General features: G+C 62.6%; 24 protein-coding genes. 7 read left to right on the forward strand and 17 right to left on the reverse strand.

Annotation, left to right across the window (positions count from 1 at the left end):
• Positions 1–30 precede the first annotated feature (30 nt).
• A complete protein-coding gene (locus tag IVB22_RS19565) occupies positions 31–1347 on the reverse strand; it encodes a CmpA/NrtA family ABC transporter substrate-binding protein (RefSeq protein ID WP_247518916.1) in 1317 nt (438 codons plus the stop codon).
• Between the two features lie 331 nt (positions 1348–1678).
• Positions 1679–2593 carry an intradiol ring-cleavage dioxygenase gene (locus tag IVB22_RS19570; protein ID WP_247518917.1) on the reverse strand — a complete coding sequence of 305 codons (915 nt, stop codon included), beginning with the start codon at positions 2591–2593 and terminating at the stop codon, positions 1679–1681.
• Positions 2594–2726: 133 nt separating this feature from the next.
• On the opposite strand from IVB22_RS19570, the gene IVB22_RS19575 reads away from it, so the two are divergent.
• Both IVB22_RS19575 and IVB22_RS19580 read left to right on the forward strand, forming a co-directional pair.
• Positions 2727–4001, forward strand: a complete 1275-nt coding sequence (locus IVB22_RS19575; protein ID WP_247518918.1) for a serine hydrolase — start codon at positions 2727–2729, stop codon at positions 3999–4001.
• Positions 4002–4162: 161 nt separating this feature from the next.
• Positions 4163–5671 (forward strand): sensor histidine kinase, encoded by a 1509-nt coding sequence (locus tag IVB22_RS19580; RefSeq protein ID WP_247518991.1) that lies wholly within the window; start codon positions 4163–4165, stop codon positions 5669–5671.
• Between the two features lie 16 nt (positions 5672–5687).
• On the opposite strand, the gene IVB22_RS19585 is transcribed toward IVB22_RS19580, so the two are convergent.
• From IVB22_RS19585 to IVB22_RS19595, 3 genes are all read right to left on the reverse strand, one after another.
• A complete protein-coding gene (locus IVB22_RS19585; RefSeq protein ID WP_247518919.1) occupies positions 5688–7007 on the reverse strand; it encodes a TRAP transporter large permease in 1320 nt (439 codons plus the stop codon).
• Entirely contained in the window at positions 7004–7519 is a 516-nt protein-coding gene (locus IVB22_RS19590) for a TRAP transporter small permease (protein WP_247518920.1), read from the reverse strand. The genes IVB22_RS19585 and IVB22_RS19590 overlap by 4 nt, the downstream gene beginning before the upstream one ends.
• A gap of 81 nt (positions 7520–7600) precedes the next feature.
• A complete protein-coding gene (locus IVB22_RS19595; protein WP_247518921.1) occupies positions 7601–8599 on the reverse strand; it encodes a TRAP transporter substrate-binding protein in 999 nt (332 codons plus the stop codon).
• A 153-nt stretch (positions 8600–8752) separates the two neighbouring features.
• Here IVB22_RS19595 and IVB22_RS19600 point away from each other — a divergent pair, with 153 nt between their 5' ends.
• The 3 genes from IVB22_RS19600 to IVB22_RS19610 all read left to right on the forward strand — a co-directional run bounded on the left by IVB22_RS19600 (position 8753) and on the right by IVB22_RS19610 (position 11123).
• On the forward strand, positions 8753–9211 hold the full coding sequence (locus IVB22_RS19600) for a hypothetical protein (RefSeq protein ID WP_247518922.1): 459 nt from the start codon (positions 8753–8755) through the stop codon (positions 9209–9211).
• A 281-nt stretch (positions 9212–9492) separates the two neighbouring features.
• On the forward strand, positions 9493–9888 hold the full coding sequence (locus IVB22_RS19605) for a helix-turn-helix domain-containing protein (RefSeq protein ID WP_212418902.1): 396 nt from the start codon (positions 9493–9495) through the stop codon (positions 9886–9888).
• 413 nt (positions 9889–10301) lie between these two features.
• Entirely contained in the window at positions 10302–11123 is an 822-nt protein-coding gene (locus IVB22_RS19610; protein WP_247518923.1) for an enoyl-CoA hydratase, read from the forward strand.
• 88 nt (positions 11124–11211) lie between these two features.
• On the opposite strand, the gene IVB22_RS19615 is transcribed toward IVB22_RS19610, so the two are convergent.
• From IVB22_RS19615 to IVB22_RS19650, 8 genes are all read right to left on the reverse strand, one after another.
• Positions 11212–12294, reverse strand: a complete 1083-nt coding sequence (locus IVB22_RS19615) for an isocitrate/isopropylmalate dehydrogenase family protein (protein WP_247518924.1) — start codon at positions 12292–12294, stop codon at positions 11212–11214.
• A gap of 138 nt (positions 12295–12432) precedes the next feature.
• The gene (locus tag IVB22_RS19620) at positions 12433–13503 is read right to left on the reverse strand and encodes an alcohol dehydrogenase (protein WP_247518925.1); all 1071 of its coding nucleotides are present in this window, start codon (positions 13501–13503) and stop codon (positions 12433–12435) included.
• A 101-nt stretch (positions 13504–13604) separates the two neighbouring features.
• On the reverse strand, positions 13605–14585 hold the full coding sequence (locus tag IVB22_RS19625) for an ABC transporter ATP-binding protein (protein WP_247518926.1): 981 nt from the start codon (positions 14583–14585) through the stop codon (positions 13605–13607).
• Positions 14582–15577, reverse strand: coding sequence for an ABC transporter ATP-binding protein (locus IVB22_RS19630; RefSeq protein WP_247518927.1), 996 nt, complete (start codon positions 15575–15577; stop codon positions 14582–14584). Before IVB22_RS19630 ends, IVB22_RS19625 begins: the two co-directional genes overlap by 4 nt.
• Positions 15574–16446 (reverse strand): ABC transporter permease, encoded by an 873-nt coding sequence (locus IVB22_RS19635; RefSeq protein ID WP_247518928.1) that lies wholly within the window; start codon positions 16444–16446, stop codon positions 15574–15576. Before IVB22_RS19635 ends, IVB22_RS19630 begins: the two co-directional genes overlap by 4 nt.
• Entirely contained in the window at positions 16433–17383 is a 951-nt protein-coding gene (locus IVB22_RS19640; RefSeq protein ID WP_247518929.1) for an ABC transporter permease, read from the reverse strand. The genes IVB22_RS19635 and IVB22_RS19640 overlap by 14 nt, the downstream gene beginning before the upstream one ends.
• 6 nt (positions 17384–17389) lie before the next feature.
• Positions 17390–18931: an ABC transporter substrate-binding protein gene (locus IVB22_RS19645; RefSeq protein WP_247518930.1), complete on the reverse strand. Its 1542-nt coding sequence runs from the start codon at positions 18929–18931 to the stop codon at positions 17390–17392.
• Positions 18932–19079: 148 nt separating this feature from the next.
• The gene (locus IVB22_RS19650) at positions 19080–20285 is read right to left on the reverse strand and encodes a CaiB/BaiF CoA-transferase family protein (protein ID WP_247518931.1); all 1206 of its coding nucleotides are present in this window, start codon (positions 20283–20285) and stop codon (positions 19080–19082) included.
• Positions 20286–20471: 186 nt separating this feature from the next.
• Between IVB22_RS19650 and glgA the strand changes: the two genes are divergently transcribed.
• Positions 20472–21899, forward strand: coding sequence for a glycogen synthase GlgA (gene glgA, locus IVB22_RS19655; RefSeq protein WP_247518932.1), 1428 nt, complete (start codon positions 20472–20474; stop codon positions 21897–21899).
• 6 nt (positions 21900–21905) lie between these two features.
• On the opposite strand, the gene IVB22_RS19660 is transcribed toward glgA, so the two are convergent.
• Together IVB22_RS19660 and IVB22_RS19665 are read right to left on the reverse strand one after the other, a co-directional pair.
• Positions 21906–23069 carry a patatin-like phospholipase family protein gene (locus IVB22_RS19660; RefSeq protein WP_247518933.1) on the reverse strand — a complete coding sequence of 388 codons (1164 nt, stop codon included), beginning with the start codon at positions 23067–23069 and terminating at the stop codon, positions 21906–21908.
• A gap of 28 nt (positions 23070–23097) precedes the next feature.
• Positions 23098–23922, reverse strand: coding sequence for a 3-hydroxybutyrate dehydrogenase (locus IVB22_RS19665; protein ID WP_247518934.1), 825 nt, complete (start codon positions 23920–23922; stop codon positions 23098–23100).
• Positions 23923–24106: 184 nt separating this feature from the next.
• Here IVB22_RS19665 and IVB22_RS19670 point away from each other — a divergent pair, with 184 nt between their 5' ends.
• Complete coding sequence (locus tag IVB22_RS19670; protein WP_247518935.1) at positions 24107–25009, forward strand: LysR family transcriptional regulator; 903 nt, start codon at positions 24107–24109, stop codon at positions 25007–25009.
• A gap of 8 nt (positions 25010–25017) precedes the next feature.
• On the opposite strand, the gene IVB22_RS19675 is transcribed toward IVB22_RS19670, so the two are convergent.
• Positions 25018–25737 (reverse strand): peroxiredoxin-like family protein, encoded by a 720-nt coding sequence (locus IVB22_RS19675; RefSeq protein WP_247518936.1) that lies wholly within the window; start codon positions 25735–25737, stop codon positions 25018–25020.
• An 81-nt stretch (positions 25738–25818) separates the two neighbouring features.
• Positions 25819–26103, reverse strand: a complete 285-nt coding sequence (locus IVB22_RS19680) for a hypothetical protein (RefSeq protein ID WP_247518937.1) — start codon at positions 26101–26103, stop codon at positions 25819–25821.
• Positions 26104–26379 lie beyond the last annotated feature (276 nt).

The raw sequence follows: 26379 nt of genomic DNA on the forward strand, positions 1-26379 counted from the left end.
GCCCGCATCCAGCGCGCGGCCCGGTTTGGATCAGGCATCAACACGCTTGATCGAGAGCGACTTCAGATACGCAGACGGATTCTCAGGATCGAACACCTTGCCGTCGAAGAAGGTCTCCTTGCCGCGTGAGGTGGAAGCCGGGATTTCGGACGCGGCAACGCCCATTTCCTTGGCCGCCTCGCGCCACATGTCCTCGCGATTGACCTTGCCGATCAGCGCCTTGGTGTCGAAGCCGGCGTCATACTTGCCCCAGCGGATGTCCTCGGTGAGGAACCAGAGATCGTGGCTCTGGAACGGATAGGATGCGAAGTCGCGCCAGTACTTCATGATGTGCGGCGAATTCTCGACCACCTTGCCGGGGATGCCGTAGTCGAACTTGCCCGCCGAACGGTCGTAGACGTCCTCGACCGGGCAATTCATCCATTGCCGCTTGCCCATGATGGTGGCGAGTTCTTTCTTGTTCTCGGCCTTGTCGGCCCATTGCTGGGCTTCCATGACCGCCATCAGGATCGCCTTGGCCGCCTTCGGATATTTGTCGACGAAGGCTGCGCGCATGCCGAGCGACTTCTCCGGATGCTTGTTCCAGAGTTCGCCGGTGTTGATTGCCGTGTAGCCGATGCCCTGGTTGATGAGCTGCAGATTCCACGGCTCGCCGACGCAGAAGCAATCCATGGTGCCGACCTTCATGTTGGCCACCATCTGCGGCGGCGGCACCACGATGGTTTCGATGTCCTTGTCGGGATCGATGCCGCCGGCGGCGAGCCAGTAGCGGATCCAGAGGTCATGGGTGCCGCCGGGGAAAGTCATTGCGGCTTTCACCGCCTTGCCCGAGGCCTTCTTCTTCTCAAGGGCCGCCTTAAAGGGCGTGGCATCAACGCCGAGCTTCAGGTCGGCATATTCCTTGGCGACCGAGATGCACTGGCTGTCGAGGTTGAGCCGCGCCAGGATGTACATCGGCGTCGGAACGTTGTTCTGCGTCACCTTGCCGGCCGAAATCAAATACGGCATCGGCGTCAGGATATGCGCGCCATCGATGCCGTTGCCTTCCGAGCCCAGCACCAGGTTGTCGCGCGTCGTGCCCCATGAGGCCTGCTTGGCGACTTCGACGTCGGGCATGCCGTATTTGGCGAACAGCCCCTTGTCCTTGGCGACGAACAACGGCCCGGCGTCGCTCAACGCGATGAACCCAAGCGTCGCCTTGGTGACTTCCGGACCCGCCCCTTGCGCAAAGGCACCGGCGGGGAAATTCAGCTTGGCGGCGGCGAGCAATGCTGCCGTGCCCCCGGTCGCCTTCAGAAGCTGGCGGCGGCTGAAACCATTTAAGGTCGGAATGGTGGGCTTCGTCATGGGTCACTTTATCCTTCGTTGGAAATGGGGCCGTCCGACTGGTGTCACCGCGCGAGGCGCGAAAGGGCGCGTTTCAGGGAGGCCCCGGAATGGCGGCGTCACAGTTCGGATGAGTGGTCTCAAGGGACGGCATCGATGGCGTCAGCACTAGCTATTCAAGCTCCGTGCCAAGCCTCTCGCATCGCAAAAAATGTATTGATATCAGTACAATGCCGACTCAGTGCCGTAAAAATCGGCAGTGGTCAGGAACCAGTCATCGCATTTCAAATTTGCGATTCGCTCAATCCTTGTGCGCCGCACAAGAATTGAGCAGGCGGTGCAACGCTCCGCCTTATGCGTCCTCTTTAGCCTTCGCCATCATCGGCTTCGGCGCGCTTCCCGCGCCCGGCTTCATCCGGAATTCGTACGTCATCAGGTGCCACGGCTCAGCCGCCGGCTTGCCATCCGGCATCGCGGGATCGGTACGCTTTTCGATTTTGGCGACAAGCTCGTCCTTGACCCCGAACACCACGTCGGAATCGAGATATTTGTCGCCGTCCATGAAGACATGCGTGATCAGGGGCTGGTGGCCGGGCGCATCGACCAGAAAATGCACATGCGCCGGCCGCATCGCGTGGCGGCGGGTCTGCACGATCATCTCGCCGACCGGGCCATCGGTGGGAATGGGATAGCTGCACGGCAGGATGGTGCGGAAGAAGAACCTTCCATCGGCGTCCGTGATGAAGCGCGCCCGCGACGACGGCCCCTGCGTCGCATAGGCCGGCTTCTGGGAGTCATAAAAGCCGTCATCGTCGGCGTGCCAGACGTCCACCGGCACGCTTGCCAGCGGCTTGCCGGTGAGGTCGGTGACGCGGCTCTGCACGAACATCCGCTCGCCCGGCAGACTGGCCGAGATATCGGTGCCATGCGGCGTCACCTTGTGCTCGCCGACATAGAACGGGCCGAGCACCGTGGTCTCGGTGGCGCCCTCGCGCTCCCTGTGGTTCACGGCGTCCACCAGCATCGACACGCCGAGCACGTCGGACAGCAGGATGAACTCCTGCCGGATCGGGGTGCACTTCTGGCCAGTGCGGGTCAGGAAGTCGATCGCATATTCCCACTCCTCGAAGGTGAGATCGGTCCTGCGGACATAGTCGTGGAGCGATTTCACCAGTTCCTGCAGCAGGAATTTGGCGCGCGGATCCGGCGTATCGTCGAAACTGCGGATCACGGCGGTGGTCAGTTCGGTCTCGCTGAATTGGGGCATTTTTTCTGTCCTGGGGGATACGCGATGGCTGGAGCGTATACCACCGTTCCGGTTCGGATAAGCATGGCCGGTTGGAACGGGGTACACTTTTCGGCTATCAAAGCTGCATAAACCAGCCGGGAGATCAGTGCCGATGTTAGCCCCTACCCCCGCCTCGCCCGAGCAAGCCGGAATGTCCAAGGCGGCGCTCGATCGTCTCGAAAATCACCTGAAGCAGCGCTATGTCGACGCCGGGCGCTTCCCGGGGACGCAGCTCCTGATCTATCGCCGCGGCAAGGTCGTGCATTCGACCGTGCAGGGCTTTGCCGACGTGGAGCGCAAGGCGCCGGTGAAGGACGACACCATCTTCCGCATCTATTCGATGACCAAGCCGCTCACGAGCGTAGCTTTCATGATGCTGGTCGAGGAAGGCCGCGTCGCGCTGGATGAGCCCGTGCACAAATATATTCCGGAATGGAAGAACCTCGGCGTGTTCGTGGCCGGCACGCACCCGGCCTTCCTGACCCGTCCGCCGACCCGGCCGATGCTGATCGTGGACCTGCTGCGGCACACCTCGGGTCTTACGTATGGCTTCCAGCAGCGCGGCAATGTCGATGCCGCCTATCGCGAGAACAAGATCGGTGAAGTCGTCAAGGCCGGCACGCTGCAAGGCATGATCGACGATCTCGCGAAAATTCCGCTGGAGTTTTCGCCGGGCGAGGCCTGGAACTATTCCGTTGCCACCGACGTGGTTGGCTATCTCATTGGTGTCATCAGTGGCAAGCCGTTCGAGCAGTTCTTGAAGGAGCGCATCCTCGATCCGCTCGGCATGAACGACACCGATTTCTTCGTGCCAAAGGACAAGGCGCATCGCTTCGCGGCGTGTTATTCGGCCGACCCGCAAGGCGGCATGACGTTCCACGCCACCGAGCGCAAGGGTACGCTGACGCTGCAGGACGATCCGGCGACGAGCTCGTTCCTGGAGCCGCCCTCGTTCATCTCGGGCGGCGGCGGCCTGTGCTCGACTGTGGCCGATTATCTCACCTTCTGCCGGGCGCTGCTCAATGGCGGCGAGCTCGGCGGCGTCCGCTTGCTGGGGCCGAAGACGCTGAAATTGATGACGTCGAACCATCTGCCCGGCGGCGTCGATCTGCCGGCGATGTCGCGCTCGCTGTTCTCGGAAGCCGCCTATAACGGCATCGGCTTCGGGCTCGGCTTTGCCGTCACTATGAACCCGGCGCAGACGCTGATCGCCGGCAGCCCGGGCGAATTCAACTGGGGTGGCGCGGCGACGACCTCGTTCTTCATCGACCCGGCGGAAGAGCTGATCGCGATCTTCATGACGCAGGTGCTGCCGTCGAGCGCCTATCCGTTGCGGCGCGAGCTGCGCACCATGGTGTATGCCGCCATCACCGACAGTAATCTTTGAGGGAAGTAATCCGGGTTCCGCGGTGCACTCAGGTCGCCGCGGAGCCCGGCGCGTCCGCCGAAGTGCCGGGTCAATTCCTCTCGATATCCCTCTAATCTCCTTGGCGAAATTCGGCGGCTTCTCCTATGCTTCGTCGACTGGGCGCCGATCCGGGATTTTCGTTGCCAAAGCTTTCATTGCCAGTACGTCTCGCCCTTCTGGTCGCGGGAACCACGCTGCCGCTGATTATTTTCGCGGGCGCCCTCGTCTACAACAATTACAAGCAGGATCGGCAGAACGCGACCCAACGGGTGCTGGAAACCGTGCGCAGCATTCGCCTCGTGCTCGACGCGGAGATGCAGCGGATCACCGGCGCACTCCAGGTGCTGTCACTGACAAATGGGCTGCGCGACGGGGATTTCGAGGCATTCCGCCGCATCGCCCAGGGCTTCCTCGACCAGTATGGCGAAGGCGGCGTCGTGCTGGTGGCGGACCGCGAAGGCCGCCAGGTGTTCTCCTCGCTCACGTCGGACACGGCAGGTCTGCCATCACGCAACAACCTCGACATGGTCGCGAAGGTCTTCGCGGAAAAGAAGCCGGTCTATTCCAACCTGTTCTTCGGGTCGGTCAAGAAACGGCTGATCGTGACCGTCGAAGTACCTGTCATCCAAAATGACCAGGTGCTTTACGATATCTCCTTCAGCCCGCCGATCGAGATTTTCCAGGCCATGGTCGAGCAGCAGCGGCCGAGCAAGGACTGGACGATCTCGATCTTCGACGGCGAAGGCACCAATTTCGCGCGTGTGCCGAACCCGCAGGAGACCGTCGGAAAGCGAGCATCGCCCTCGCTCCATGCGCAGATGTTCCACATTCCCGAAGCGACCGTGCCGACGGTATCGCTCGAGGGCGTGCCGCTGATCACGAGCTTTGCCCGCTCCTCGCTCACCGGCTGGACGGTTGCCGCAGGCGTGGCCGAAAGTTCGCTGGTAGCCCCGCTCTGGCGCAACCTCGCGATAACAAGCGTGATGGGCGCCATTCTCCTGATGGTCGGCCTCGCCTTTGCGGTGCGGATGGCGACCCAGATCGCCCGCGGCGAGATGCTCCACAATCTCCTGATTGAGGAACTCAACCACCGCGTCAAGAATACGCTCGCGGTCCTGCAGTCGATCGCCACCCAGACGTTCCGCAGTGCGAGCCGGGCGGAGCGCGAGAAATTCGAGGGCAGGCTCGGCGCGCTGGCGGAGGCGCACAATTTGCTGAGCCAGGAAAAATGGCTGGGCGCAGAGTTGCGGGAAGTGATTGCGCGGGTGCTGCAGCCCTATCTGCTCAACAATCCGGAGCGGATGCGGATGTTCGGGCCGCAGGTTCCGCTGTCGCCGCGGCTCGCCGTGGTCCTGTCGATGATCGTGCACGAGATCGCAACCAATGCCGCCAAATATGGCGCGCTATCGAACGACACCGGGACCGTCGCGGTGGACTGGGAGATCCTCGAAGAAAGCGACGGGCGCAAGCTGCGGCTGATCTGGACCGAGGCAGGCGGCCCGCCCGTCACGGCGCCGGTGCAGCGCGGCTTCGGCTCGCGGCTGATCGAGCGCAGCACGCGCGACCAACTCGGCGGCGAAGCGACCGTCGACTTCCTGCCGCGCGGCGTCGTCTACACGGTGAGCTGCGCGCTCGACAGGGAGGAGTAGCTCGATACGAAGACCGCTATTTAAGCATCTCCGGCACGATCAATCGCGGCAGGAACAGCGAGACCTCGGGCCAGATGATCAGCGCGGCCAGCACCAGCAGCATTGGAATCAGCATGATGACGGTGTCCTTCAGCGCATAGCGCAGCCGCACGCCCGCGATCGAGCAGGCGATCATCAGACACAGCCCGTACGGCGGCGTCACCAGCCCGAACGCCAGCGAGACGATCGAGATGATCGCAAACTGCACCGGATGGAGATCGACCGACCTCGCCAGCGGCTCCAGCACCGTGCCGACGATCACGATCGCAGGAATAGCGTCGAGGAAGCAGCCCACCACCAGAAAGCAGAAGGCGATAAAGAAGCCCGCTGCGATCGACCCCATTCCCCAGGTCGACACATTGGCCAGCAGTTCCTGCGGAATCTTGTAGTAGGCCAGCAGCCAGCCGAACGCGCTTGCGGTGCCGACGCAAAACAGCGCGACCCCCGCCAGTCGCCCGGTATCAAGCAGCGCCTTGTAAAGTTCGCGCGCGCCGGTTTCGCGGTAAAAGAACGTCGACAGCGCAACGGAATAAAGCACCGCGACGCAGGCGGATTCGGTCGCGGTGAACCAGCCGAGCAAAATGCCGCCGACGATGATGAACGGCGTCATCAGCGCCGGGATCGACCGCCAGATCGCCCACCACATGCCCGTCCAGCTGTATTTCGGGTAGGTCGGATAGCCGCGGCGCACCGCGTAGACATGGACCGTGGCCATCTGCGCGCCCGCGATCAGAAGGCCCGGCACGATGCCGGCAAGGTACATCGCGGCGATCGAGGTCGAAATCAGCCCACCCCACACGATCATCAGGATCGAGGGTGGGATGATGACGGCGAGCACGGCCGAGACCGCGGTGATGGCGATGGAGAACGAGAGGTCGTAGCCCTCCTTGGTCTGGGCATCGATGAAGATCTTCGATTGGCTCGCCGCATCAGCGGTGGAGGAGCCGGAGATGCCGGCAAAGAACACCGACAGCACGACATTGATCTGCGCCAGCGATCCCGGCCAATGCCCGACCATCGAGCGCGACAACGCGACCAGGCGGTCGGTGATGCCGCCGATGCTCATCAGGTTGGCCGTCAGCAGGAAGAACGGCACCGCCAGCAGGATGAACGAATTGTAGGCGTTGAAGGTCTCCTGCGCGAGCGTCATGATCGACAGGCGCGGCTCGATCAAGAGGATCGGCACGCAGGCAAGGCCGAGCGCAAAGGCGACCGGCACGCGAATGATGAGCAGGCCGACGAAAACCCCGAACAGGACCATTGCGGCCTGTCCGGCAGAAAGAACATTGCCGCTCATTGTTTTGCCCCAAGCAGAATCCGCAGCTCATCGAGGATCTGCTCACCCGCAAACACGATCCACGTCACGCCGGCCACCGGCCATGCGACATGGATCAGCCAGAGCGGCAAATCGGCCAGTTCGGATGTTCGGTTCCAGGCAAACCGCGTGAATTCGAGCCCGGCCCAAACGAACACCAGCGCCATCGCCAGCACGCCCAGGCGCGCGAGAATCCGCACCGCGGCTTCGCTTCGTCGCGACAGGTCGGGCCAGACATCGACCTCGAAATGCTGCGACTCTCTGATGCCGACCATGGCGCCGATCATGATCGTCCAGACGAACATGAAGCGCGCCATCTCCTCGGTCCAGATGTAGGACGGGATGAACGGCGTGTAGCGCGAGATGATCTGCAGCGTGACCGGAATGACCAGAATGCCGACGCAGGCGGCGAGCAGGATTTCCAGCAATTTTGCATAGGCCGCCGTCGCTCGGCGCCATAGCGACGGGTGCGGCGGCATCGGTATTTCAGTCATCATGGCTCCGGAGGGATAACGATCACCGATGGGGCAAGCCGCAAGGCTTGCCCCGATGTCCTGTCGGTCGGTGTGAGAATCCTACGCGACGTTGATCTTCTCGAAGATGCCCTCGGCGCCGATTTCCTTGGCGTAGGTGGCCATCACGGGGTCGGCGAGCTTCTTCATGGCGTCGCGCTCCTCGAACGGAACGCGCTTGAGCTTGCCGGCCTTCTCCAGCGTGTCGAGCTTGACGACTTCCTCGCTCGACTCCAATTGACGGCCGTAATCGCCAGCCTCCTTGCCGGCCTTCATGATCGCGTCCTGCAAGTCCTTCGGCAAGGTCTTCAGCGTTTTCACCGAGAAGCAGATCGGCCGGATCGATACCGCATGCTGCGTCAGGTTGAGGTGCGGCGCGACTTCGTAGAACTTCATCGCCTCAACACCGGCCGCCTCGTTTTCGCCGGCCGAGATCACGCCGTTCTGGATGGCGTTGTAGACTTCATTGTAGGCGATCACGGTCGGGCTCATGCCGACGGCGGCAAACGTCTTCGACCAGATCGGAGCGCCCTGCACGCGAACCTTGAGACCCTTGAGATCGGCGAGGTTCTTGAGCGGCTTATTGGCGAAGATGTTGCGGATCCCGCCGCCTGCATAGCCGATCAGAACGACCTCGGCCTTGACAGCGATTTCATCGGCGACCGGCGCCAGGATATTCTGCTCGACGACCTTGTTCATGTGCTCGATGCCCTTGAACACAAAGGGCGCATCGATGAACGGCGCCGCCTTCGCAAAGGTCGACATGTGGGCCGGCGAGACGATGCCGTAATCGACCGCCTTGCCCTGCGACATATACTCGAAATACTGTTTCTCGAGACCAAGCGATGAATTCTTGTGCAGCGTGAAGTTGACGGGCTTGCCGTAATACTTCTTCACCAGTTCTTCAAACCGGGTCAGCGCCTTGGTGAAAGCGTGGTCGTCGTTGAACTGCACGGCTCCGTTGAGCGTGACGGGCGCTTGTGCCCTGAGGATCGATGGCATGCCCAGCGCGCCGGCAGCCGCCGTCGCACCAAGGCCCGCAAGTACGGTTCTTCGCTTCATGGCGTTCCTCCCCTGTAATGCCCGTCCCTTGTAAGCGGGACTTTGGCCTGACCGACGACGCGGCCACTACAGCAAAGCGTATGCAAAACGGCGCGGCTGTGGAAGCCAATTTAAGTAGTACCCTGGGCCAATAGGCCGCAGACAGCTGGGCTGATGATCGCAATCATTTCGGCAAACCTCGCCCCGGAGGCGCCGGCCCAACCGCTGACCCCATCCGCAAACAGCCGCAAGCGCTCGTCACGGCTCCCGGCTATCAGTTGCCGAAGCAACGTCTTGCGATTCCATCTGAAGCCGGCGGCGATGTTCATTGCGCAGGCAGTCGACACGCCGCAAATGTTGCGCGATGTCGATTCTGGCCGCTCTGTCAGAGGCGCGCATGACGTGCGGGCACGCTGCTTGCCGCAATTTCCCGTCCCGCTTGATCTGAAACCGAAACTGAACTTTGCTGCATTTTGTCAGGCATCACTGTTCGCGGGCATTTCACGCGATGCACGCCGATGTCGAGCCGGCACGCGCTGCAAGCGAAACGCAGTATCGGCCGGAAAACCCCGTAGAAATCCGGTACTTGAGCGCTACGCAGTAAGCATGCCGGCCAAAATCTGTGGCCATTGAACTCGCGGTGGTTGTGGTTTGTCGAATATTTTGTCAAATGTAGTGGGCGGGGTTTTTTGCCAAATCGCCCCGGGTGCCGACAGCTTTAGGTAGTTGGCGACGCCGGTATCTGGATGCTTCCAATGCGCGCATGCGTTTGGCTACCATCCAGTAATATCTCAGGATTCCTGTGGTTCTCTATGCAACCTCACGGTTCGGACTGACTTTAAACACGGCAAATGCGGATGAACCTCTGACCTACTTTTGCCAGGGTTTCCCGATTCAAGGACGGTAAAACCAGAATGAACAGATCAGCAGCGAAAAAGATGAAGCAGCGCAGCGCCGGCAAACCCGATATCGAATTGGGTAAGCGGATTCGCCTGCGTCGTGTGGAACAGAAAATCTCCCAAGCGGAGCTCGGCGACAAGCTCGGCGTCAGCTTCCAGCAGGTCCAGAAGTACGAGAAGGGCGTCAACCGCGTCGGCGCTGCGCGTCTTCAGGCAATCGCGACCGCGCTCGACGTGCCGGTGACGTTCTTCTACGACGGCGACGGCAAGGCGCGCGAAGTCGAGAGCCTGCTCTTCCTGGACAGCGCGTTCAGCCTGAGGCTGTTGCGTGCCTACAGCAAGATCAAGGACCAGACCGTTCAGCGTCAGCTGGTGTCCTTGATGGAATCGATCGCCGCCAACGAGGGCTAGGCATTATCGCGCCTGGACCGCAGCACCGCGGACCCGATCAATCGACGCGAGAAATCGCCGGGTAGCCTGTTGCTGCGCTAGGCCTGATCTTGATCTGGCCGGGACAAGATCGGTTTGTTGCCATCGCGAAATGGCGGAGTCCGGCCGCATCACAGCAAGAAAGCTGCGCGGCACGTTCCGGCGAATAGTCGTGGGCGCTAGCGTCCGCAAGGTCTCCACCACCGTCATGGCTATACCGCCACGCCGCCGCGCGCGTGAGCTCAGGCCTGCGCCGACGATCTGGCATTCCCTCCCCGCACCTGTTGCCGGTCTCGACGCAACGGAAGATGCAACGATTGACCTCGTCAACGATTGACCTCGGCGCGAAGCTTGTCCGACAATGGACCAACCTTCCCGACTGAAAGCAGCAACCGATGCTCGACATCCCCAAAAGCGCCGAAACAACCCACGCCGATGGCAAGATCCTGCAAAGCCTCAGCGATGGCGTCGGCGTCATCACGTTCAACAATCCCGACAAGCGCAATGCCATGTCGCTCGAAATGTGGGAGGGCCTGGGCCACGCGCTGGTCGAGCTGCGCGACAATCCCGACGTCCGCGTCGTGATCCTGGTCGGCGCCGGCGACAAGGCCTTCGTCTCGGGCGCCGATATCAGCCAGTTCGAAAAGACCCGCCACAACGCGGCGGCCTCGGAAGAATATTCGAAACGGAGCGAGGCGCAGCGTGCGCTGCTGGCGAGCTATCCGAAGCCGACGATTGCCTGCATTCGCGGCTTCTGCCTCGGCGGCGGCATGCAGGTCGCGATGCTAACGGATATCCGTATCGCTTCCGACAACAGCCAGTTCGGCATTCCCGCCGCCAGGCTCGGCATTGCCTATGGCTATGACGGCCTCAAGCATCTGGTCTCGCTGGTCGGGCCGTCCTGGGCGCGGCTCATCATGTATACGGGCATGCGGATCGAGGCTGCGGAAGCCTTACGGATCGGATTGGTCGATCGTGTTCTGCCGGATGCGGGACTATGGGACGCCACCCTGGAAATCGCGCGCACCATCTCCGGCAACGCGCCGCTCGCCATCAAGGCCGCCAAGATCACGATTGCCGAAGTGCTGAAGGACGAAAGCAAGCGCGACATGGCCGCGATCAAGGCGATCGGCATGGAGTGCATGGACAGCGAAGATTTTCGCGAAGGACGAACGGCTTTCATGGAAAAGCGCAAGCCGCAGTTCAAGGGGAAGTGAGACACCTTGTAGCCCGGATGAGCGAAGCGATATCCGGGACTCTTGAACCCGCGGCCCCGGATTTCGCTTCGCTCATCCGGGCTACAAGCTACAGCGCCGCCAGCACCGCTTTCGTAATGTCCGCGGTGCCGTTGCTGCCGCCGAATTCCATCGGCTTGATTCCTCCCGCATACGCCTTGTCCACCGCGCGCTCGATGCGCTCGCCGGCCTCAGCGGCGCTTTCGAGGCCGTGCTTGTCGGCGAGCCAGTCCAGCATCATCGCGGCCGACAGGATCATCGCCGTCGGGTTGGCCTTGCCCTGTCCCATGATATCAGGGGCGGTGCCGTGGCAGGGCTGGAACACGGCGTAGCGGTCGCCGATATCGGCCGAGGGCGCCATGCCCAGGCCTCCGATCAAGCCGGCGGCGAGGTCGGAGAGGATGTCGCCGAACATGTTCTCCGTCACCATGACGTCGAAATCCCAGGGACGTTTCACCATCATCAGCGAGCAGGCATCGACATAGAGCCGGTCTGCCCTGACGTCGGGATGGCGCTTGGCGGCTTCATCGAACATCTCGCGAAAGAACGCGAACGCCCTGAACACGTTGGCCTTGTCGACGCAGGTCAACCCGCCGTTCGCCTTGCCGCGCGCCTTGCGGCGTTCGGCGACGCGGAACGAGAATTCAAACAGCCGCTCCGAGGTTTTGCGCGTAATCACGAGCGTCTCGCGCGCCTCGGCGTCCGTCACCACGCCCTTGCCCATCGAGGCGAACAGCCCTTCGGTGGATTCCCGGATCAGCACGAGGTCGATGCCGCGCTGGTCGGCGCCGACGATCGGGCTCGGCACGCCTGGAATCAGCCGCGCCGGGCGCACGCCGGCATAGAGGTCGAAATGGAAGCGCAGTTCGATCTGCGGAGCGATCTCGGTATTGTCAGGGTAGCGCACCGACGGCAGGCCGCAGGCGCCGAGCAGGATGGCGTCCGCTTCCTCGCACAGCCGCACGGTGCTGTCAGGCATCGATTTGCCGGTCGCGAGATAATTGTTGGCGCCGGCCGGGGCATCGGTGAAGCGGAATTTGAGGTCCGATGTCGCCTCGATCTTGCGCAGGACTTCCAGCGCCGGCGCCATCACTTCAGGGCCGATGCCATCGCCGCCGAGCACGGCGATGTGGAGCGCGTTGTTTGCGGGCATGTGGGTTCCTCGGGGGTATTCGGACAGAAGTTATTTCCGTCATTGCGAGCGAAGCGAAGCAATCCATGTCACGGCAGAACGGATGGATGGATTGCTTCGTCGCTGCGCTCCTCGCAATGACGACGGCAACAGCGGGACCTACGGCGTCAGCACCGCACGGCCGACCAGCTTGCCCTTCTGCAGGTCGGTCAGCGCTTCGTTCGCCTTGGCGAGCGGCATCGTCGTGACGGGAATCGGCGCGATCATCTTGTTGCGAACGAGTTCGAGCAATTCCTCGGTTTCGCGCAAATTACCGACATAGCTGCCCTGGATCGTGATCGCCTTGATCGGGATCAGCGGCAGCGCCCAGGGCGCGCCGCCGCCGAACAGGCCGACGATGACGAGCTTGCCGCCCTTGGTCAGGCAGTCGAAGCCGAGCTGCGAGGTCTGCGCATTGCCGACGAGATCGATCACGGCGCGAATGGGTCCGCCGGCCGCCTTCGCCAGTTGCTCCAGCGCGTCCGGCGCCTTGCCGTCGACGGTGGCGAGCGCACCGGCGGCTTCAGCGGCTTCGCGCTTGCGCGCATCGATGTCGACGACGATGGCGCCCTTGCCGCCCATCGCCTTCAACAGCGACAGCGCCATCAAGCCGAGCCCGCCGGCGCCGAAGATGACGATCGGCGAGTTGAAAGCGAATTCGACCTTCTTCAGCGCGCTGTAGGTGGTGACGCCGGAACAGGCATAGGGCGCCGCGGTGACGGGATCGAGCCCTTTCAAATTCAACAGGTACTTTGGGTTCGGCACCGTCATGTGATCGGCATAGCCGCCGTCGCAATAGACGCCGAGCGAGTTCGGCTTGACGACGCACATGTTCTCGTCGCCGTCCACACACGTCGCGCACTTGCCGCAGCCGAGCCAGGGATAGACCAACGCGACATCGCCCACCTTGAGATCGCCCTTGTCGGCGGCGGTGACGTCGGGCCCGAACGCCACTACCTCGCCAACCGTCTCATGCCCCATCGTGCGCGGCAGCGACACGCCGCGGTCCTTCAGCGACAGCGGCTTGCGGCCATGGCCGAGATCATAGCCGCCTTCCCAGATGTGAAGGTCGCTGTGACAGACGCCGGCCGCCTTCACCTTGATCAGCACCTGCGTGCCCGTCGGCTGCGGCGTTTCCTGATCCACCTCTTTCAGCGGTGCATTGAACTCGGCGACCTGAAAACTCTTCATCGCTTCTCTCCCGTCATTCTTGTTCTTAGGCAGGCACTTCTTGCGCGGACATTGCCACGTCTGCCCAATCGAGACAAACGCGAGCAGCGCTCTCCCGGTATTCAGACCAGCGGGTGATGGCAAGCCGCGAACTGGCCCGGCGCCACGGCGCGCAGTTCCGGCATCTCATCGCTGCATCGCTGGTCCGCACGGGGACAGCGGGTGCGAAACCGGCAGCCGGATGGCGGCGCGATCGGCGATGGTGGCTCGCCCACGGGCACGGTCTCGGTGGGCCGGACATCCGGATCGGGCACCGGAATCGCCTCGATCAGCAGCGCGGTATAGGGATGCGCCGGCCGGGCGAAGAGCTGTTCGGACGGGCCGACTTCGCAGAGCCGGCCGAGATACATCACCGCGACGCGGTCGCTGACGGCCTTTACCACCGCGAGATCGTGCGCGATGAACAGCAGCGTCAACCCGAACCGGCCCTTCATCTCTTCCAGCAGGTTGAGGATCTGCGCCCGAATGGAAACATCGAGCGCGGAGACCGGCTCGTCGCAGACGATGAACTCCGGATTGAGAATGAGCGCGCGCGCGATGCAGATGCGTTGGCATTGCCCGCCGGAGAATTCATGCGGCAGCCGCCCGACAACAAGCGTCGGATCAAGCCCGACAGCGCTGAGCACCTCGTGGACGAGCCGCTCGCGCTTCTCCGGATCCTTGACGCCCGCGATCACCAACGGCTCGGCGACGATGTCGCCGATCTTGCGGCGCGGGTTCAGCGAGGCGATCGGGTCCTGGAAGATCAACTGCACGCGGCGGCGCATCTGGCGCAGCGCATCGCCCTGCATCGTCGTGAGATCGTGACCGTCGAACAGGACGCGCCCCGCCGTCGGCCGGCGCAACTGCAGCACCGCCCGGCCCAGCGTCGATTTTCCGCAGCCGGATTCCCCGACCAGACCGAGCGTTTCGCCGCGGGCGATCTGCAAGGACACGCCGGACACCGCATGAACGATCTTCGCGCCGACAGGATATTCGACAACGAGATTGTCGACGTCGAGCAGCGCGTCAGGTGAAATGGATGGCGCGGATTGCAGCATCATACGTTGGCATCCGCATGGGTTTCGATCGGGTGGAAGCAGGCGAACTGGTGTGCGCTCGTCTCTGCCGCTTCGAGCCCGGGTTTCTCGCGCTGGCAGCGGGACATCGCATAGCGGCAGCGTGGCGAGAACGAGCAGCCCTGCAGCGGCCGGGTCGGATCGGGCGGACGCCCCGAGATGGCCGGCAGCGGCGTATGGGGCGCGGCGTCGAGCTTGGGCAACGCCGCCAGCAGCGCTTCGGTGTAGGGCATCCGCATCTTCTTGAACAAGGCGGGCGTCGGCGCGCGTTCGACCACGCGGCCCGCATACATCACGGCAACTTCATCGGTGCGGCCGGCAACGACGCCGAGATCATGGGTGATCAGGATCATCGCCATGTGCCGTCGGCGCTGCTCGCGCGCCAGGAGATCGAGGATCTGCGCCTGGATCGTCACGTCGAGCGCGGTGGTCGGCTCGTCGGCGATCAGGAGTTTGGGCTCGCACGACAGCGCGATCGCGATCGCCACGCGCTGCCGCATCCCGCCGGAGAGCTGGTGCGGATATTGCGCCAGCCTTTGTTCGGGCGCGGGAATGCCGACCGCGGCGAGCAATTCGACGCTGCGCCTCGTGGCGGTGGCGTCGTTGAGTTCCAGATGCTCCTGCAGCGTCTCGATCAACTGGGTGCCGATCGTGAGCACCGGGTTGAGCGAGGTCATCGGGTCCTGGAACACGACCGCCAGCGAGCGCCCGCGCAGCTTGCGCAGTTTCTCCGGCGGAAGTTGCAGGAGATCCTGCCCGTCGAACATCACGCGGCCGGACAGCTTTGCCTTCTTCGGCAGCAATTGCAGGATCGCCCGCGACAGCATGGTCTTGCCGCAACCGGATTCGCCGACGACGCCGAGCGTCTGGCCGGCGCCGACGGTGAGATCGACATGATCCACCGCGCGCAGATTGCCGCGCGGGGTTGGCAGGTCGACGACAACGTCCTCGACGGAAAGCAAGGTATTCCCGGTCACAGCGCGCCCTGACGTGGATCGGTGAGCGCACGCAGCGTGTCGCCGACCAGATTGAAGGAAAGCACGGTGAGGAACATCGCGGCTGCCGGCAGGAAAGCGAGCCGCGGCGCCACGTCGAGACTCTCGCGCCCCTCCCCGATCATGCTGCCCCAGCTCGATATCGGCGGCGGCACGCCAAGCCCGAGGAAGGACAGCGCGCCCTCGACCACGATGGTGACAGCTACTGCGAGCAGGAAGAAGGCCAGCAGTGGCAGCGCGACATTGGGCAGCAATTCGCGCAGCAGGATGCGCGCATGCGTCGCGCCGAGCGCCTGCGCCGCGATGACGAATTCACGCCGTGCCAGCGTCAGCGTTGCCGCCCGAGCGACCCGCATGAAGGCGGGAACACCAAGGAAGCCGAGAATGAGGGTGAGATTGAGAATCGACTGCCCGAGATAGGCGGTCACAGCCATCGCCAGGATCAAAGGCGGGAACGCCAGCAGCACATCCATGCCGCCGACGACCACCGACTCGAACCGCCCGCGAAAATAGCCCGCGAGCATGCCGAGCGCACCGCCGATGGTCAGCCCAATCACCGGTGCGCAAAGCCCGACCACGAGCGAGATCCGCGCCCCGTAGATCAGTCGGGAAAGTTCGTCGCGGCCGAGGCCGTCGGTCCCGAGCCAGTGCTCCGCGGAGAACGGTGCGCGCCGTTCCAGCATGTCCATGTCGGTCGGGCTCGGCAGCGGCAGCACGGGCGCGAGGATTGCAACGGCAATCATGAACGTCATCCAGCCGATCGCCATCCAGAACAGCAGTCCCAGCCGGCGGCCGCGCTTTGCCGGTTCCGCTGCGACGCCTTCGTCGATCGTGAGTTCAAGCGTGGCCATGACGGATCCTGGGATCGAGGACGGCGTAAAGCAGGTCGACAATGAAGTTCATGATGACGAAGCCGGCGGCGACCAGCAGCACCACGCCCTGCAGGATGATGAGGTCGCGGGTATAGATCGCGCCGACCAGCAGCCGGCCGATGCCCGGCAGCGCGAAGATCGTCTCGACGATGACAGCACCGCCGATCAATCGTCCGATATTGATGCCTGTGATCGTGACCAGCGTCAGCGAAGAGGGCTTCAACGCGTGCACGAACAGGATACGCGACGCCTTCAGTCCCTTGGCCTTCGCCAGCGCGATATAGTCTTCCTGCAAGGTTGCGATCATGTCGGAGCGGAGCACGCGCATGATCCCCGGCCATTCGGCCAGCGCCAGCGTCAGCGCGGGCAACACCATGAAGCGCAGGTTTCCGGCCGGGTCTTCGGTAAAGGGCACGTAGCCCGTCGCCGGCAACCAGCGCAGCTCCACAGCAAACAGATAGATCAGCAGGATCGCCGACAGGAATGCCGGCACCGACAGCATGGCAAACGCGCTGCCGGTCATGAAACGGTCGAACGCGCTGCCGCTGCGGGCGGCGCAGACGATCGCCAGGGGAACGCCGATGACGAGGCCCATGATCTCGGCCAGGATCATCAGTTCGAACGATACCGGCAACCGCTCGGTCACCGCTTGCAGCACGGTTTGCCCGGTGCGGAACGACCGGCCGAAATCGCCCTGCAGGATGTTGCCGAGCCAGCCGAAGTAACGGATCCAGACCGGCTGATCGAGCCCCATATCCTTGCGCAGCGCGGCGACGTTCTCCGGCGTCGCCTGATCGCCGAGGATGGTATAGGCGAGATCGCCCGGCAACAGCGACGCGATAAAGAACGTCAACAGCGATACGGCGATCAGGACCGGTATCAGGTACAGAAGCCTACGCGCCACAAACAGCAGCATGGAAGATCATTCCAGCCAGGTGTTGGATACGTCGATCACCCCGCTGTACATTTTTGGCAAGCCCTTAAGCTTCGCGCTCGACAGCGCGTAATAGGTGTTCTGGAAAGTCCAGAACCAGATCGCTTCCTTGTTGATGATACGGCTGATAGCGCAATAGTCCTCGATGCGCTTGTTCGTATCGGCCGTGGTGCGCGCGCGCTCGAGCAGATTATCGAGTTCGGGATTGGAATAGTTGGCGAGCGCCACCGGGCTGCCGGTACGGAAGTTGGCATACATCTGCACATCGGGATCAGCGAGATCGACGATCCGCCATGGCGTCAACTGGAACTGGCGCATGAAGGCACGCGGCGGGATGGTGGCCTGGTCGACCTGCTCTATCTCCATGTTGGCGCCAGCCCGCTTCCAGAACTGTTGCAGCACCTGACCGACGGTGCGCCCACGTGGCGTCGCCGTAACGAGCATCTTGAAATCGACGGGCTTGCCATAGTCCTTGATCAGCGCCTTGGCCTTCTCGAGGTCTTCGGGAAGCGCGCCATCGTCCTTGCATTTGACCCAGGAGCCTTCGCCGTAGGGGTTGCTGGCAGGTCTTGCGAGACCATTGGTAATTGCTTGGGACATCTTCTTGCGGTCGATCGCCATCACCAGCGCCTGGCGGACACGCACATCGTCGAACGGGGCGACCTTGGTGTTGAAGGCGTAGACCTGCGCGCCGGACCCGACATAGGTGTGCACGGTCAGCTTCGGATCCTTCTGCGCCTTCATGATGTTGTCGGCGTCGAATTCGTCGTCCCAGATGATATCGGCCTCACCGGATTGCAGGCTGGCAAAGCGCGACTGCGCGTCCGGCAGCGGCTTGAGGACGATGCGGTCGAGATAAGGACGGCCCTTGTTCCAATAGTCGGGATTTTTCTCGAGCACCATGCGGTCCCCCGCGGCCCATGACTTCAGGATATAGGGGCCGGTGCCAACCGGATTGCGGTTGTAGTCATCGCCCTTGGTCTTCCATGCCGTCGGCGACTGCACCGAATTATTGCCGCTTGGAAAGCTCACAATTGCCGGCAAGTTCACCGATGGGTCCTTCAGATTGTAGACCACCGTCAATTCGTCGGGCGCCTCCACACTGTTGATAAAGGCAATATAAAAGGCACAGCGACACTTGTTGGCGGGATCTTTCTGCCGATCGAAATTCTCCTTGAACGCTTTGGCGTTGAATGGTGTGCCGTCGTGGAATTTAACGCCAGGTCGCAGCTTGAAGGTCCAGGTCTTGAAGTCCTCGGAAGGAGTCCAGGACAGAGCGAGTTTCGGTTGCACAACGCCCTTGTCGTCCAGAGACGTTAGCGTATCGAAAATCGCCGCTGCTGCAGTTCCGGCCGAGGTATCGAATACACCGACCTTGAGCACATCGAAGCCGGGAATATCGAGTTCAAGGCCAAAGGTAATGCTTCCGCCCGCCTTCTGCGCGCTAGCGGGCATTGCCGACAACGCCACACCAAATCCCGCCACAAGAAATATTCGCGCGAGCGCGCTCGAACGGATCGCCGCCTTCATGGATATTCCCTCCGATGTGTCATCCGTCCGGCATTCCGGATCGTGATCGCTGCGGTAAGATTGTCTGGAATTTCCGTCGCGAGCAAGGCCGTTCGCAACCCGCGGATGAAACGCCGCAGGTTCATGTTTCGCTATGCGGACCGTGCTGTCAGCCGCGTGCGACTACCTGCGCGTTGCCGGCAAAGGATGCGATTTCATCCTCCGACAGGCCAGTCTCTTTCAGATAAGCACGCGTGTGCTCGCCGAGCGTCGACATGCGCCTCGCCGCCGACACGTTGGCGCCCGACATGCGGAACGGCAGGTTGAGCACCTTGAAGGTGCCGCCGCCGTCCTCGACCTCGGCCAATGCACCGCGGTGGGCAATCTGCGGATCGCGCAGTGCCTCGGCGACGGTGCGGTAGGCCGATGAGGGAACGCCGTGCGTATTGAGAGCCGTGAGGCATTGCCCGGTCGTGACAGTACGCGACCACGCTTCCACGCCTTCCATCAGGCTCGTCCAGTTTTCCCGCCGATCGGAATATTTCGCAAAGCGTGGATCGCTCACCCATTCGGGATGACCGATCACCTGCATCAGGCTCTGAAAAGTTTTCTCGCTGGCGATTGCCATCATCACGTAGCCGTCCGTCGTCTCGATCGGACCGAACATCGGCCGCTGCGTCGGCTTCACCTCGAATTGCGACCATTGCAGTTCGTTCAGCGTCAGGCTCAGCATGGATTCCAGCATCGAGACGTCAATATGCTGGCCCTGCCCGGTTGCTGTGCGCTGATACAGCGCCGCCGAGATGGCGCCGAACGCATAGACGCCGGTGAGCACGTCGGCGTGGTAGATCCCGCAATAGTCCGGCCGGCTTCGTCCCGGCTGGTACGCCAGATGCGCCATCTCGTAACCGGAGGCCGCGTGGATCACCGGCGCATAGGCCGGCAGTTCGGCCGACGGCCCAGTCTGGCCGTATCCCGAGATCGAGCAATAGACCAGTTTCGGGTTGACCTCATGCAGCGAGGCGTAATCGAGCTTCAATCGCCGCATCACGCCTGGACGGAAATTTTCCACCAGCACGTCCGCGGTCGCGACCAGCCGGCGGACCGCCTCCGATCCCTCAGGCGACTTCAAATCCAGGACCAGGCTGTTCTTGCCGACATTGAGCTGGCCGAAGGCGGTCGAGCAATTATTCCGCACCGGCGGGCGGGTCCGCATCGTCTCGCCTTCCTCGGTCTCGATCTTGATAACCTCCGCTCCCATATCGGCGAGCATTCGTGTACAATGAGGTCCGGCAATCGTGGTTGAGAAATCGAGAATCCGCAGGCCCGCGAAGCTGCCTGTCAAATTCCTCTGATCATTGCCGGCTATCGTCATTGCGTGAAACTCCCCGGCCTTTTGCGGCCATTCGTTTTGGTTAGCGGGCGTGACCCTAAATTGTGCAGCGTCGACAGGAAAGTAGTTCGCTTAGGAACGACGGCCCGCAGCGCGCGTTGTAACACGTAAGGAAGTTGGACCCATTCTTGCATCAGTATCACAGTGGCTGGTACGAGGGCGTTTGCCTTGAAGGTCTTGTTCGTCACCACTGAAATGGATGACTTTGTCCGGGTGGGCGGTCTCGCTGCCGTTTCCGCCGCGCTGCCCCGGGCACTGCGCCGCTGGAGTGACGTCAGGATCATGCTGCCCGGTTATCGGGACATCGTCGAACAGTTCACCCACATTGAAATCGTTGGGGAATGCCCCGCCCTGGCGGAGATGCCGGCATGCTCGCTCGGGCGGGCAGCGACCAAGGATGGCCTGCCGGTTTACGTCCTGCTCTGCCCGCAACTTTATGACCGACCGGGCAACCCCTATGGCGACGAATCCGGGCGCGACTGGCCGGACAACGACGTCAGGTTTGGCCGCTTCGCATCCGCCGCCGCCGAACTTGCCGCGGGCACCCTGGACAAGAATTGGGCAGCAGACCTGGTCCATGCCAACGACTGGCAGGCCGCGCTCGCGCCGGCTTATCTGGCATGGCGAGGCTCAAAGGTTCCCTCGATCCTGACCATCCACAATCTGGCATATCAGGGGCTGTTCCCGCCGGACTCGCTGCGCCGGATCGGGGCGCCCGAAAGCTCCTTCCACATCGACGGGCTCGAGTTCTACGACCACGTGTCGTTCCTCAAGGGCGGTCTCGTTTACGCCTCGCATCTGACCACCGTCAGCGCCACCTATGCGAAGGAGATCACGACGCGCGAACTTGGCTGCGGGCTGGAAGGTCTGCTGCAGCGCCGCTCGGACGCCGCGCAACTGACCGGCATCTTGAACGGCATCGACGAAAGCTGGGATCCCAGCGCCTGCGCGCATCTGGCGCAGACCTTCGCCCCCGGCGATTGGGAAGGCAAACAGGCGAATGCCGATTACGTCCGCAAGCAGTTTGGCCTGGCGCTGTCGCGCGGTCCGCTGTTTGGGCTTGTTGCCCGCCTGGTTCACCAGAAGGGCGTCGATCTCGTCTTGTCCGCGGCCGACGAAATCATCGAGGCAGGTGGGCAGATCGTGGTGACCGGCAGCGGCGAGGCCCAGATCGAACAGGCGCTGGTCAACGCGCACCGCCGCAGGCCGGATGCGATCGGTGTCGTCATCGGCTTCAACGACGCCCAGGCGCGGCGAATTTTTGCCGGCAGCGATTTCACGCTGATGCCCTCGCGGTTCGAACCGTGCGGGTTGAGTCAGATGTATGCGCAGCGGTTCGGATCGCTGCCGATTGGTCACCAGACCGGCGGGCTGGCGGAAACCATCAAGGACGGCGAAACCGGTTTCCTGTTTCCGAAGCCGTCCGCGGAGTCCTTCCTCGGCGGCGTCAGGCGCGCCTTCGATACGTTCCGCGCCAAGGACCGCCTCGATGCGATGCGGCGCAGCGCCATGGCGCGGTCGTTTAGCTGGGATCTGTCGGCCGCCTGCTACAGCGCGCTGTATCGCAAAACAATCGCGCCTTCCATCATCGCGTGACTCCGGCTATTCCGCCGCCTCCGGCATGACTTCCATCTGCTCGTGGAGAATGACGCCGGAGAGCGGATCGAACTCGCCGACCCAGGGCTTCTTTTCGAGTACCGCTTTGGTGTGGCGGTAGCCGGCATCCCAGCGCTGCATGATCCCGGACGGGCTGAAATCGATGTCCTTGGTATGGTCCTCGCGGCTGAGCTGCGGGGCGAGCAGACGCACGACATGCATCCGGGTCGGGCAACCATAACCGGCGAGCTCGCTCACCGCCTCGCTGTTCCGCTCGGCTTCCGGCAGGCGCGCGGCGAGCTGGTTGATGACATGGCGCAGGCGATGCGCCTGCTGCTGCCGCGCAATGTGGCTGGCGATGCGGCTCGAATACTGCACGTCCTTGTGCCGGTTCAGCACCTCCGTCATCGTGGTCGGCTCGGCGCCGGACGGATTCCACAGATGCACGGCGAAGATTAGCGAGTTCTTGCGCGGATTGTCGTCGAACACGGCCTCCGTCGGCGTGTTCGATAATATACCGCCATCCCAATAGAGCTCGCCGTCGATGCGCACCGCCGGGAAAGCCGGCGGCAGCGCGCCCGACGCCATGATGTGCCTGACGCCGAGTTCGCCATCGCGGCTGTCGAAATAGCGCATCTGGCTGGTGCGGACATGGGCGGCGCCGACCGTCAGGCGCGGCGTGCATTGATTGACCAGATTGAAGTCCACCAGCTCTGTCAGCGTCTGCTCCAGCGGCGAGGTCGAGTAATAGCCGGCATTGTCAGCGCCAAGCGGATAGCCGTCGCCGGCATGGGCGAGCGGGTTGGGCCGGAAGAAACCGGGAATGCCGTGAGTCACCGTCGACCAGTAAGAGAGCTTTTCATTGAAGCCCGGGAAGATGCCGCGAAAGCTCCAGACCGGATTCTGTTCCATCTTCTTCCAGAATTCGCGCAAGCGCGACAGCCGGTTCTGCGGCGCATTGCCGGCGATCAGGCTAGCGTTGATGGCGCCGATCGAGGTGCCGATGATCCAGTCCGGCTCGATCCCGGCCTCATACAGCGCCTGGTAGACGCCGGCCTGATAGGAGCCGAGCGCGCCGCCGCCCTGCAGCACCAGCACAACCTGCCCGGGGTTGGATTTGGCCGGCGACTTCACATGCGTCGAGGAATGGATGTCCTGAACATCGTTCATGTCACGCTCCCTTGGGATCTTCGTCGTGCTAGTGCGCGGTCCAGCCGCCATCGACCGGCAGCGCGATGCCGGTGATCGATGCCGCTGCGTCGCTGGCGAGAAACACCGTCAGCGCGCCCAATTCCTCGACCGAGGCAAAGTGCTTGTTGGGCTGCTGCGCCAGCAGAACGTCGTGGATGACTTTCTCGCGGGAAATGCCGTGCGCCTTGGCCTGGCTGTCGATCTGCGCCTCGACCAGCGGCGTATAGACATACCCGGGACAGATCGCGTTGCAGGTAATACCGTCTTCCGCGGTCTCCAGCGCCGCGACCTTAGTGAGACCTACGATGCCGTGCTTGGCCGCGACATAGGCCGCTTTGAAGGGCGAAGCGACCAGACCGTGCGCGGAGGCGATGTTGACGATCCGCCCGAACTTGTTCTGGCGCATCGCCGGCAGTGCCAGCCGCATGGTGTGAAACGCCGATGACAGGTTGATCGACAGAATCGCGTCCCACTTCTCGACCGGAAACTGGTCAAGTGGCGCGACATGCTGGATGCCCGCATTGTTGACCAGAATATCGAGCCGGCCGTGACTGGCGACGGTCGCCGCGATCATCTCGGCGATCGCCTCCCGGCTCGTCATGTCGGCCGCGGAATAGCTGACCTTGACGCCGAAATCGGCGGCGATCTGATCCCGGGTTTTGGCGATCTCGGCCACGATGCCAAAACCGTTCAGCACCACCGCCGAGCCGGCTTCCGCCAGCGCGCGGGCAATCCCGAGCCCGATGCCGCTGGTCGAGCCCGTGACCAGCGAGACCTTGCCTGTCAGCGGTCGCCGAGCCGCCACACCTTGCGTTTTGAGCTGAATATTCATGGCCGTCCTTTTGTGGGGGATTCAGCGCTTTACGCTGACCATCTCCGCCCCACTCTGCCCGGCTGTCTTCATTCGAGGAAATGCCGATTGGCTTCCGAAACCATACGCTGGCGCTATCGCGGTTATGGTGTCATCGGACGCCGCGATCGGGTACGTTCTCCGCACCATAGACCGAGGCACGACCATGGAGATGCATCAGGTTCGCTACTTCCTCGCGGTGGCGCGTGTACTCAACTTCACGCGTGCCGCTGACGAGTGCAACGTCACGCAGCCGTCGCTGACGCGGGCCATCAAGCAACTGGAAGCCGAACTCGGCGGCGATCTGTTTCGCCGCGAGCGGCCCGCCGCGCAGTTGACCGAGCTCGGCCAGCGCATGCATCCGCTGCTCAAGCAGTGCTACGAGGCGGCGACCGGCGCGCGCGAACTCGCCTCATCCTTCAAGAGCGGCGAAGTCGGAGCGCTCAGGATTGCGCTGACCCATTCTGTCGACCTGTCGCTGCTGATTTCGCATCTCGACCAGATCAAGCGGATGTTCAATCGTCTGGAGTTCCGCTTTCTGCGCGGCAACGCCCGCGAAGTCGCGGAGTTTCTCAAGAAGGGCGAAGCCGAGCTCGGCATTGCCGCCGAAATCAGCGAGGAATGGGACCGGCTCGACACCTGGCCGCTGTTCACGGAAAACTTTCAGCTCGTCGTCAACAAGAACCACCCGCTGGCAATGCGTGACAAAATCGATTTCGGCGACCTGCGCGCCGAGCAATTGCTGTCGCGGAACTACTGTGAACATGCGGCGCGGGTGAACACGTCGCTTCGCGAGCACGGGCTCGATGTGGATCGCAGCCACGAAATCGCTTCTGAACGCGATTTGATCGAGCTGCTGGAAGCCGATATCGGCGTCGCCGTGGTGCCCGATACCGCCTCGATCCCGCCGACGCTGAAGCGTGCTATCGTCGAAGGGCTGGATGCGCGGCGGACCGTGAACCTCTATGGCGTTGCCGGGCGTGAACGGACCGCCGTAGCATCTGCTGTGATGCGGATGCTGCGCGGCGCCGACTGGCAGCAATTCATTGGCAAGTCGTCGGGCGTCTGAGAGACGCGTTACTGTTCTTCGCTCGCGCTCTTCAGCGCGGCGATCAGGTCATCGATTGCCATGCGCTTGCGGAAATCTGGATCGACGAAGCGGGCCTTCACCAATCCGTCGCGGCCGACGACGAAGGTCGCCGGGATCGGCAACACCCAGCCGTCATTGCCCTGGAAGCTCGCCATGTCCTGATATGAAAGCAGCCGCTGGATTTCGCTGCCGAGCCACATCGCAAGATTGAGCGACAGCGCGTAGCCATTGTCGAGGTCGGTCAGTACCGGAAACGGCGCTTCCGCCTCGGACTTGAATTTCTCGGCATAGGCCTGCTTCTCCGGCATGATCGCAACGGTCTGCGCGCCCAAAGCCTTGATCCGGTCCTGGGCCTGAATCACCGCCCGCACATTCAGCCGACAATAAGGACACCAATGACCGCGATAAAACATCACCGCAACCGGGCCGTGGTCGAGCAGTGATTTCAGGCTGACCAGCCGGCCGGTCTCATCCGGCAGCAGAAACGGCGGCATCACTTCGCCCGGCCGCGGTGCATTTTCGCCGCCGCCGTTCTCGTTGAGCCGTGCCACAAGCCGGTCGACCGCTTCGCCATAGGCCGGAAAGATCTCCCGGCCCGCCGCCGCGTAGGCCTCGAGCTGCTCGCGCAAGCTGCCTTCCATGTCGCGACATTGCTGGAACGCCTGCTTGAGGCGTTCGGCGTTGGCTGATGATAGCGTTGTCGTCATGGTGTGCTCCGGCATATCAGTATTATTTTCCGGTCCGGGCCGCCCCGCAAGGGCGGCCCAAACGCTTCAGCACCTAAAGGCTCAGGGCAGATAGAAATTGCCGGTCGGGTCGAGCATACCCGAGGTCGAGTAGAGCTGGCCCTTGTCCATGAAGAACACGGTGTTGTTTGGCACCTTCCTAGCGTTCTTCATCATTGCGTCGTGATTCTTGGGGCTCGCCGCCATGGCCATCGCCGACATTTTGCCGGGGCCGGCATACATGTAGGCCATGCCCGGATTGAATTCCCAGGGAACTTGCGAGAAGGCCGTGGTGGCTATGGCGGCAAACGCCGTGGCGGCGATCAGGGTCTTGGAAAAGGTTTTCATGGAGATTCCTCTGGATGGTGGTGACGCCCGCCATCGGGCGCTGTCCCATCAAAGAGCCGTCTGACCTGAATGAGAAATGCCGTTGCACAATCGGTTCGATAGCCGCGACGTATTGAGAGGTTGCCAATAGCCCTCCGCTATCGACTTCAGCGCATAGCGCGACGCTATGGAGTTGAGAGCCAACCGGCATTTCCTCCTGCACGCAAATTCAATGATTGTCGTGGACGTAGCCGGCCGGATCATTCGGGGCCGCAAAACCTGAAGAGGAGATCACGA

The sequence above is a fragment of the Bradyrhizobium sp. 190 genome (assembly GCF_023073415.1).
In the GTDB taxonomy this organism is placed as follows: domain Bacteria; phylum Pseudomonadota; class Alphaproteobacteria; order Rhizobiales; family Xanthobacteraceae; genus Bradyrhizobium.

Coding starts and splice junctions, on each gene's coding strand:
- IVB22_RS19565 (WP_247518916.1), bottom strand. CDS start 1,347: ATGACGAAGCCCACCATTCCGACCTTAAATGGTTTCAGCCGCCGCCAG.
- IVB22_RS19570 (WP_247518917.1), bottom strand. CDS start 2,593: ATGCCCCAATTCAGCGAGACCGAACTGACCACCGCCGTGATCCGCAGT.
- IVB22_RS19575 (WP_247518918.1), top strand. CDS start 2,727: ATGTTAGCCCCTACCCCCGCCTCGCCCGAGCAAGCCGGAATGTCCAAG.
- IVB22_RS19585 (WP_247518919.1), bottom strand. CDS start 7,007: ATGAGCGGCAATGTTCTTTCTGCCGGACAGGCCGCAATGGTCCTGTTC.
- IVB22_RS19590 (WP_247518920.1), bottom strand. CDS start 7,519: ATGACTGAAATACCGATGCCGCCGCACCCGTCGCTATGGCGCCGAGCG.
- IVB22_RS19595 (WP_247518921.1), bottom strand. CDS start 8,599: ATGAAGCGAAGAACCGTACTTGCGGGCCTTGGTGCGACGGCGGCTGCC.
- IVB22_RS19600 (WP_247518922.1), top strand. CDS start 8,753: ATGATCGCAATCATTTCGGCAAACCTCGCCCCGGAGGCGCCGGCCCAA.
- IVB22_RS19605 (WP_212418902.1), top strand. CDS start 9,493: ATGAACAGATCAGCAGCGAAAAAGATGAAGCAGCGCAGCGCCGGCAAA.
- IVB22_RS19610 (WP_247518923.1), top strand. CDS start 10,302: ATGCTCGACATCCCCAAAAGCGCCGAAACAACCCACGCCGATGGCAAG.
- IVB22_RS19615 (WP_247518924.1), bottom strand. CDS start 12,294: ATGCCCGCAAACAACGCGCTCCACATCGCCGTGCTCGGCGGCGATGGC.
- IVB22_RS19620 (WP_247518925.1), bottom strand. CDS start 13,503: ATGAAGAGTTTTCAGGTCGCCGAGTTCAATGCACCGCTGAAAGAGGTG.
- IVB22_RS19625 (WP_247518926.1), bottom strand. CDS start 14,585: ATGATGCTGCAATCCGCGCCATCCATTTCACCTGACGCGCTGCTCGAC.
- IVB22_RS19635 (WP_247518928.1), bottom strand. CDS start 16,446: ATGGCCACGCTTGAACTCACGATCGACGAAGGCGTCGCAGCGGAACCG.
- IVB22_RS19640 (WP_247518929.1), bottom strand. CDS start 17,383: ATGCTGCTGTTTGTGGCGCGTAGGCTTCTGTACCTGATACCGGTCCTG.
- IVB22_RS19645 (WP_247518930.1), bottom strand. CDS start 18,931: ATGAAGGCGGCGATCCGTTCGAGCGCGCTCGCGCGAATATTTCTTGTG.
- IVB22_RS19650 (WP_247518931.1), bottom strand. CDS start 20,285: ATGACGATAGCCGGCAATGATCAGAGGAATTTGACAGGCAGCTTCGCG.
- IVB22_RS19660 (WP_247518933.1), bottom strand. CDS start 23,069: ATGAACGATGTTCAGGACATCCATTCCTCGACGCATGTGAAGTCGCCG.
- IVB22_RS19665 (WP_247518934.1), bottom strand. CDS start 23,922: ATGAATATTCAGCTCAAAACGCAAGGTGTGGCGGCTCGGCGACCGCTG.
- IVB22_RS19670 (WP_247518935.1), top strand. CDS start 24,107: ATGGAGATGCATCAGGTTCGCTACTTCCTCGCGGTGGCGCGTGTACTC.
- IVB22_RS19675 (WP_247518936.1), bottom strand. CDS start 25,737: ATGACGACAACGCTATCATCAGCCAACGCCGAACGCCTCAAGCAGGCG.
- IVB22_RS19680 (WP_247518937.1), bottom strand. CDS start 26,103: ATGAAAACCTTTTCCAAGACCCTGATCGCCGCCACGGCGTTTGCCGCC.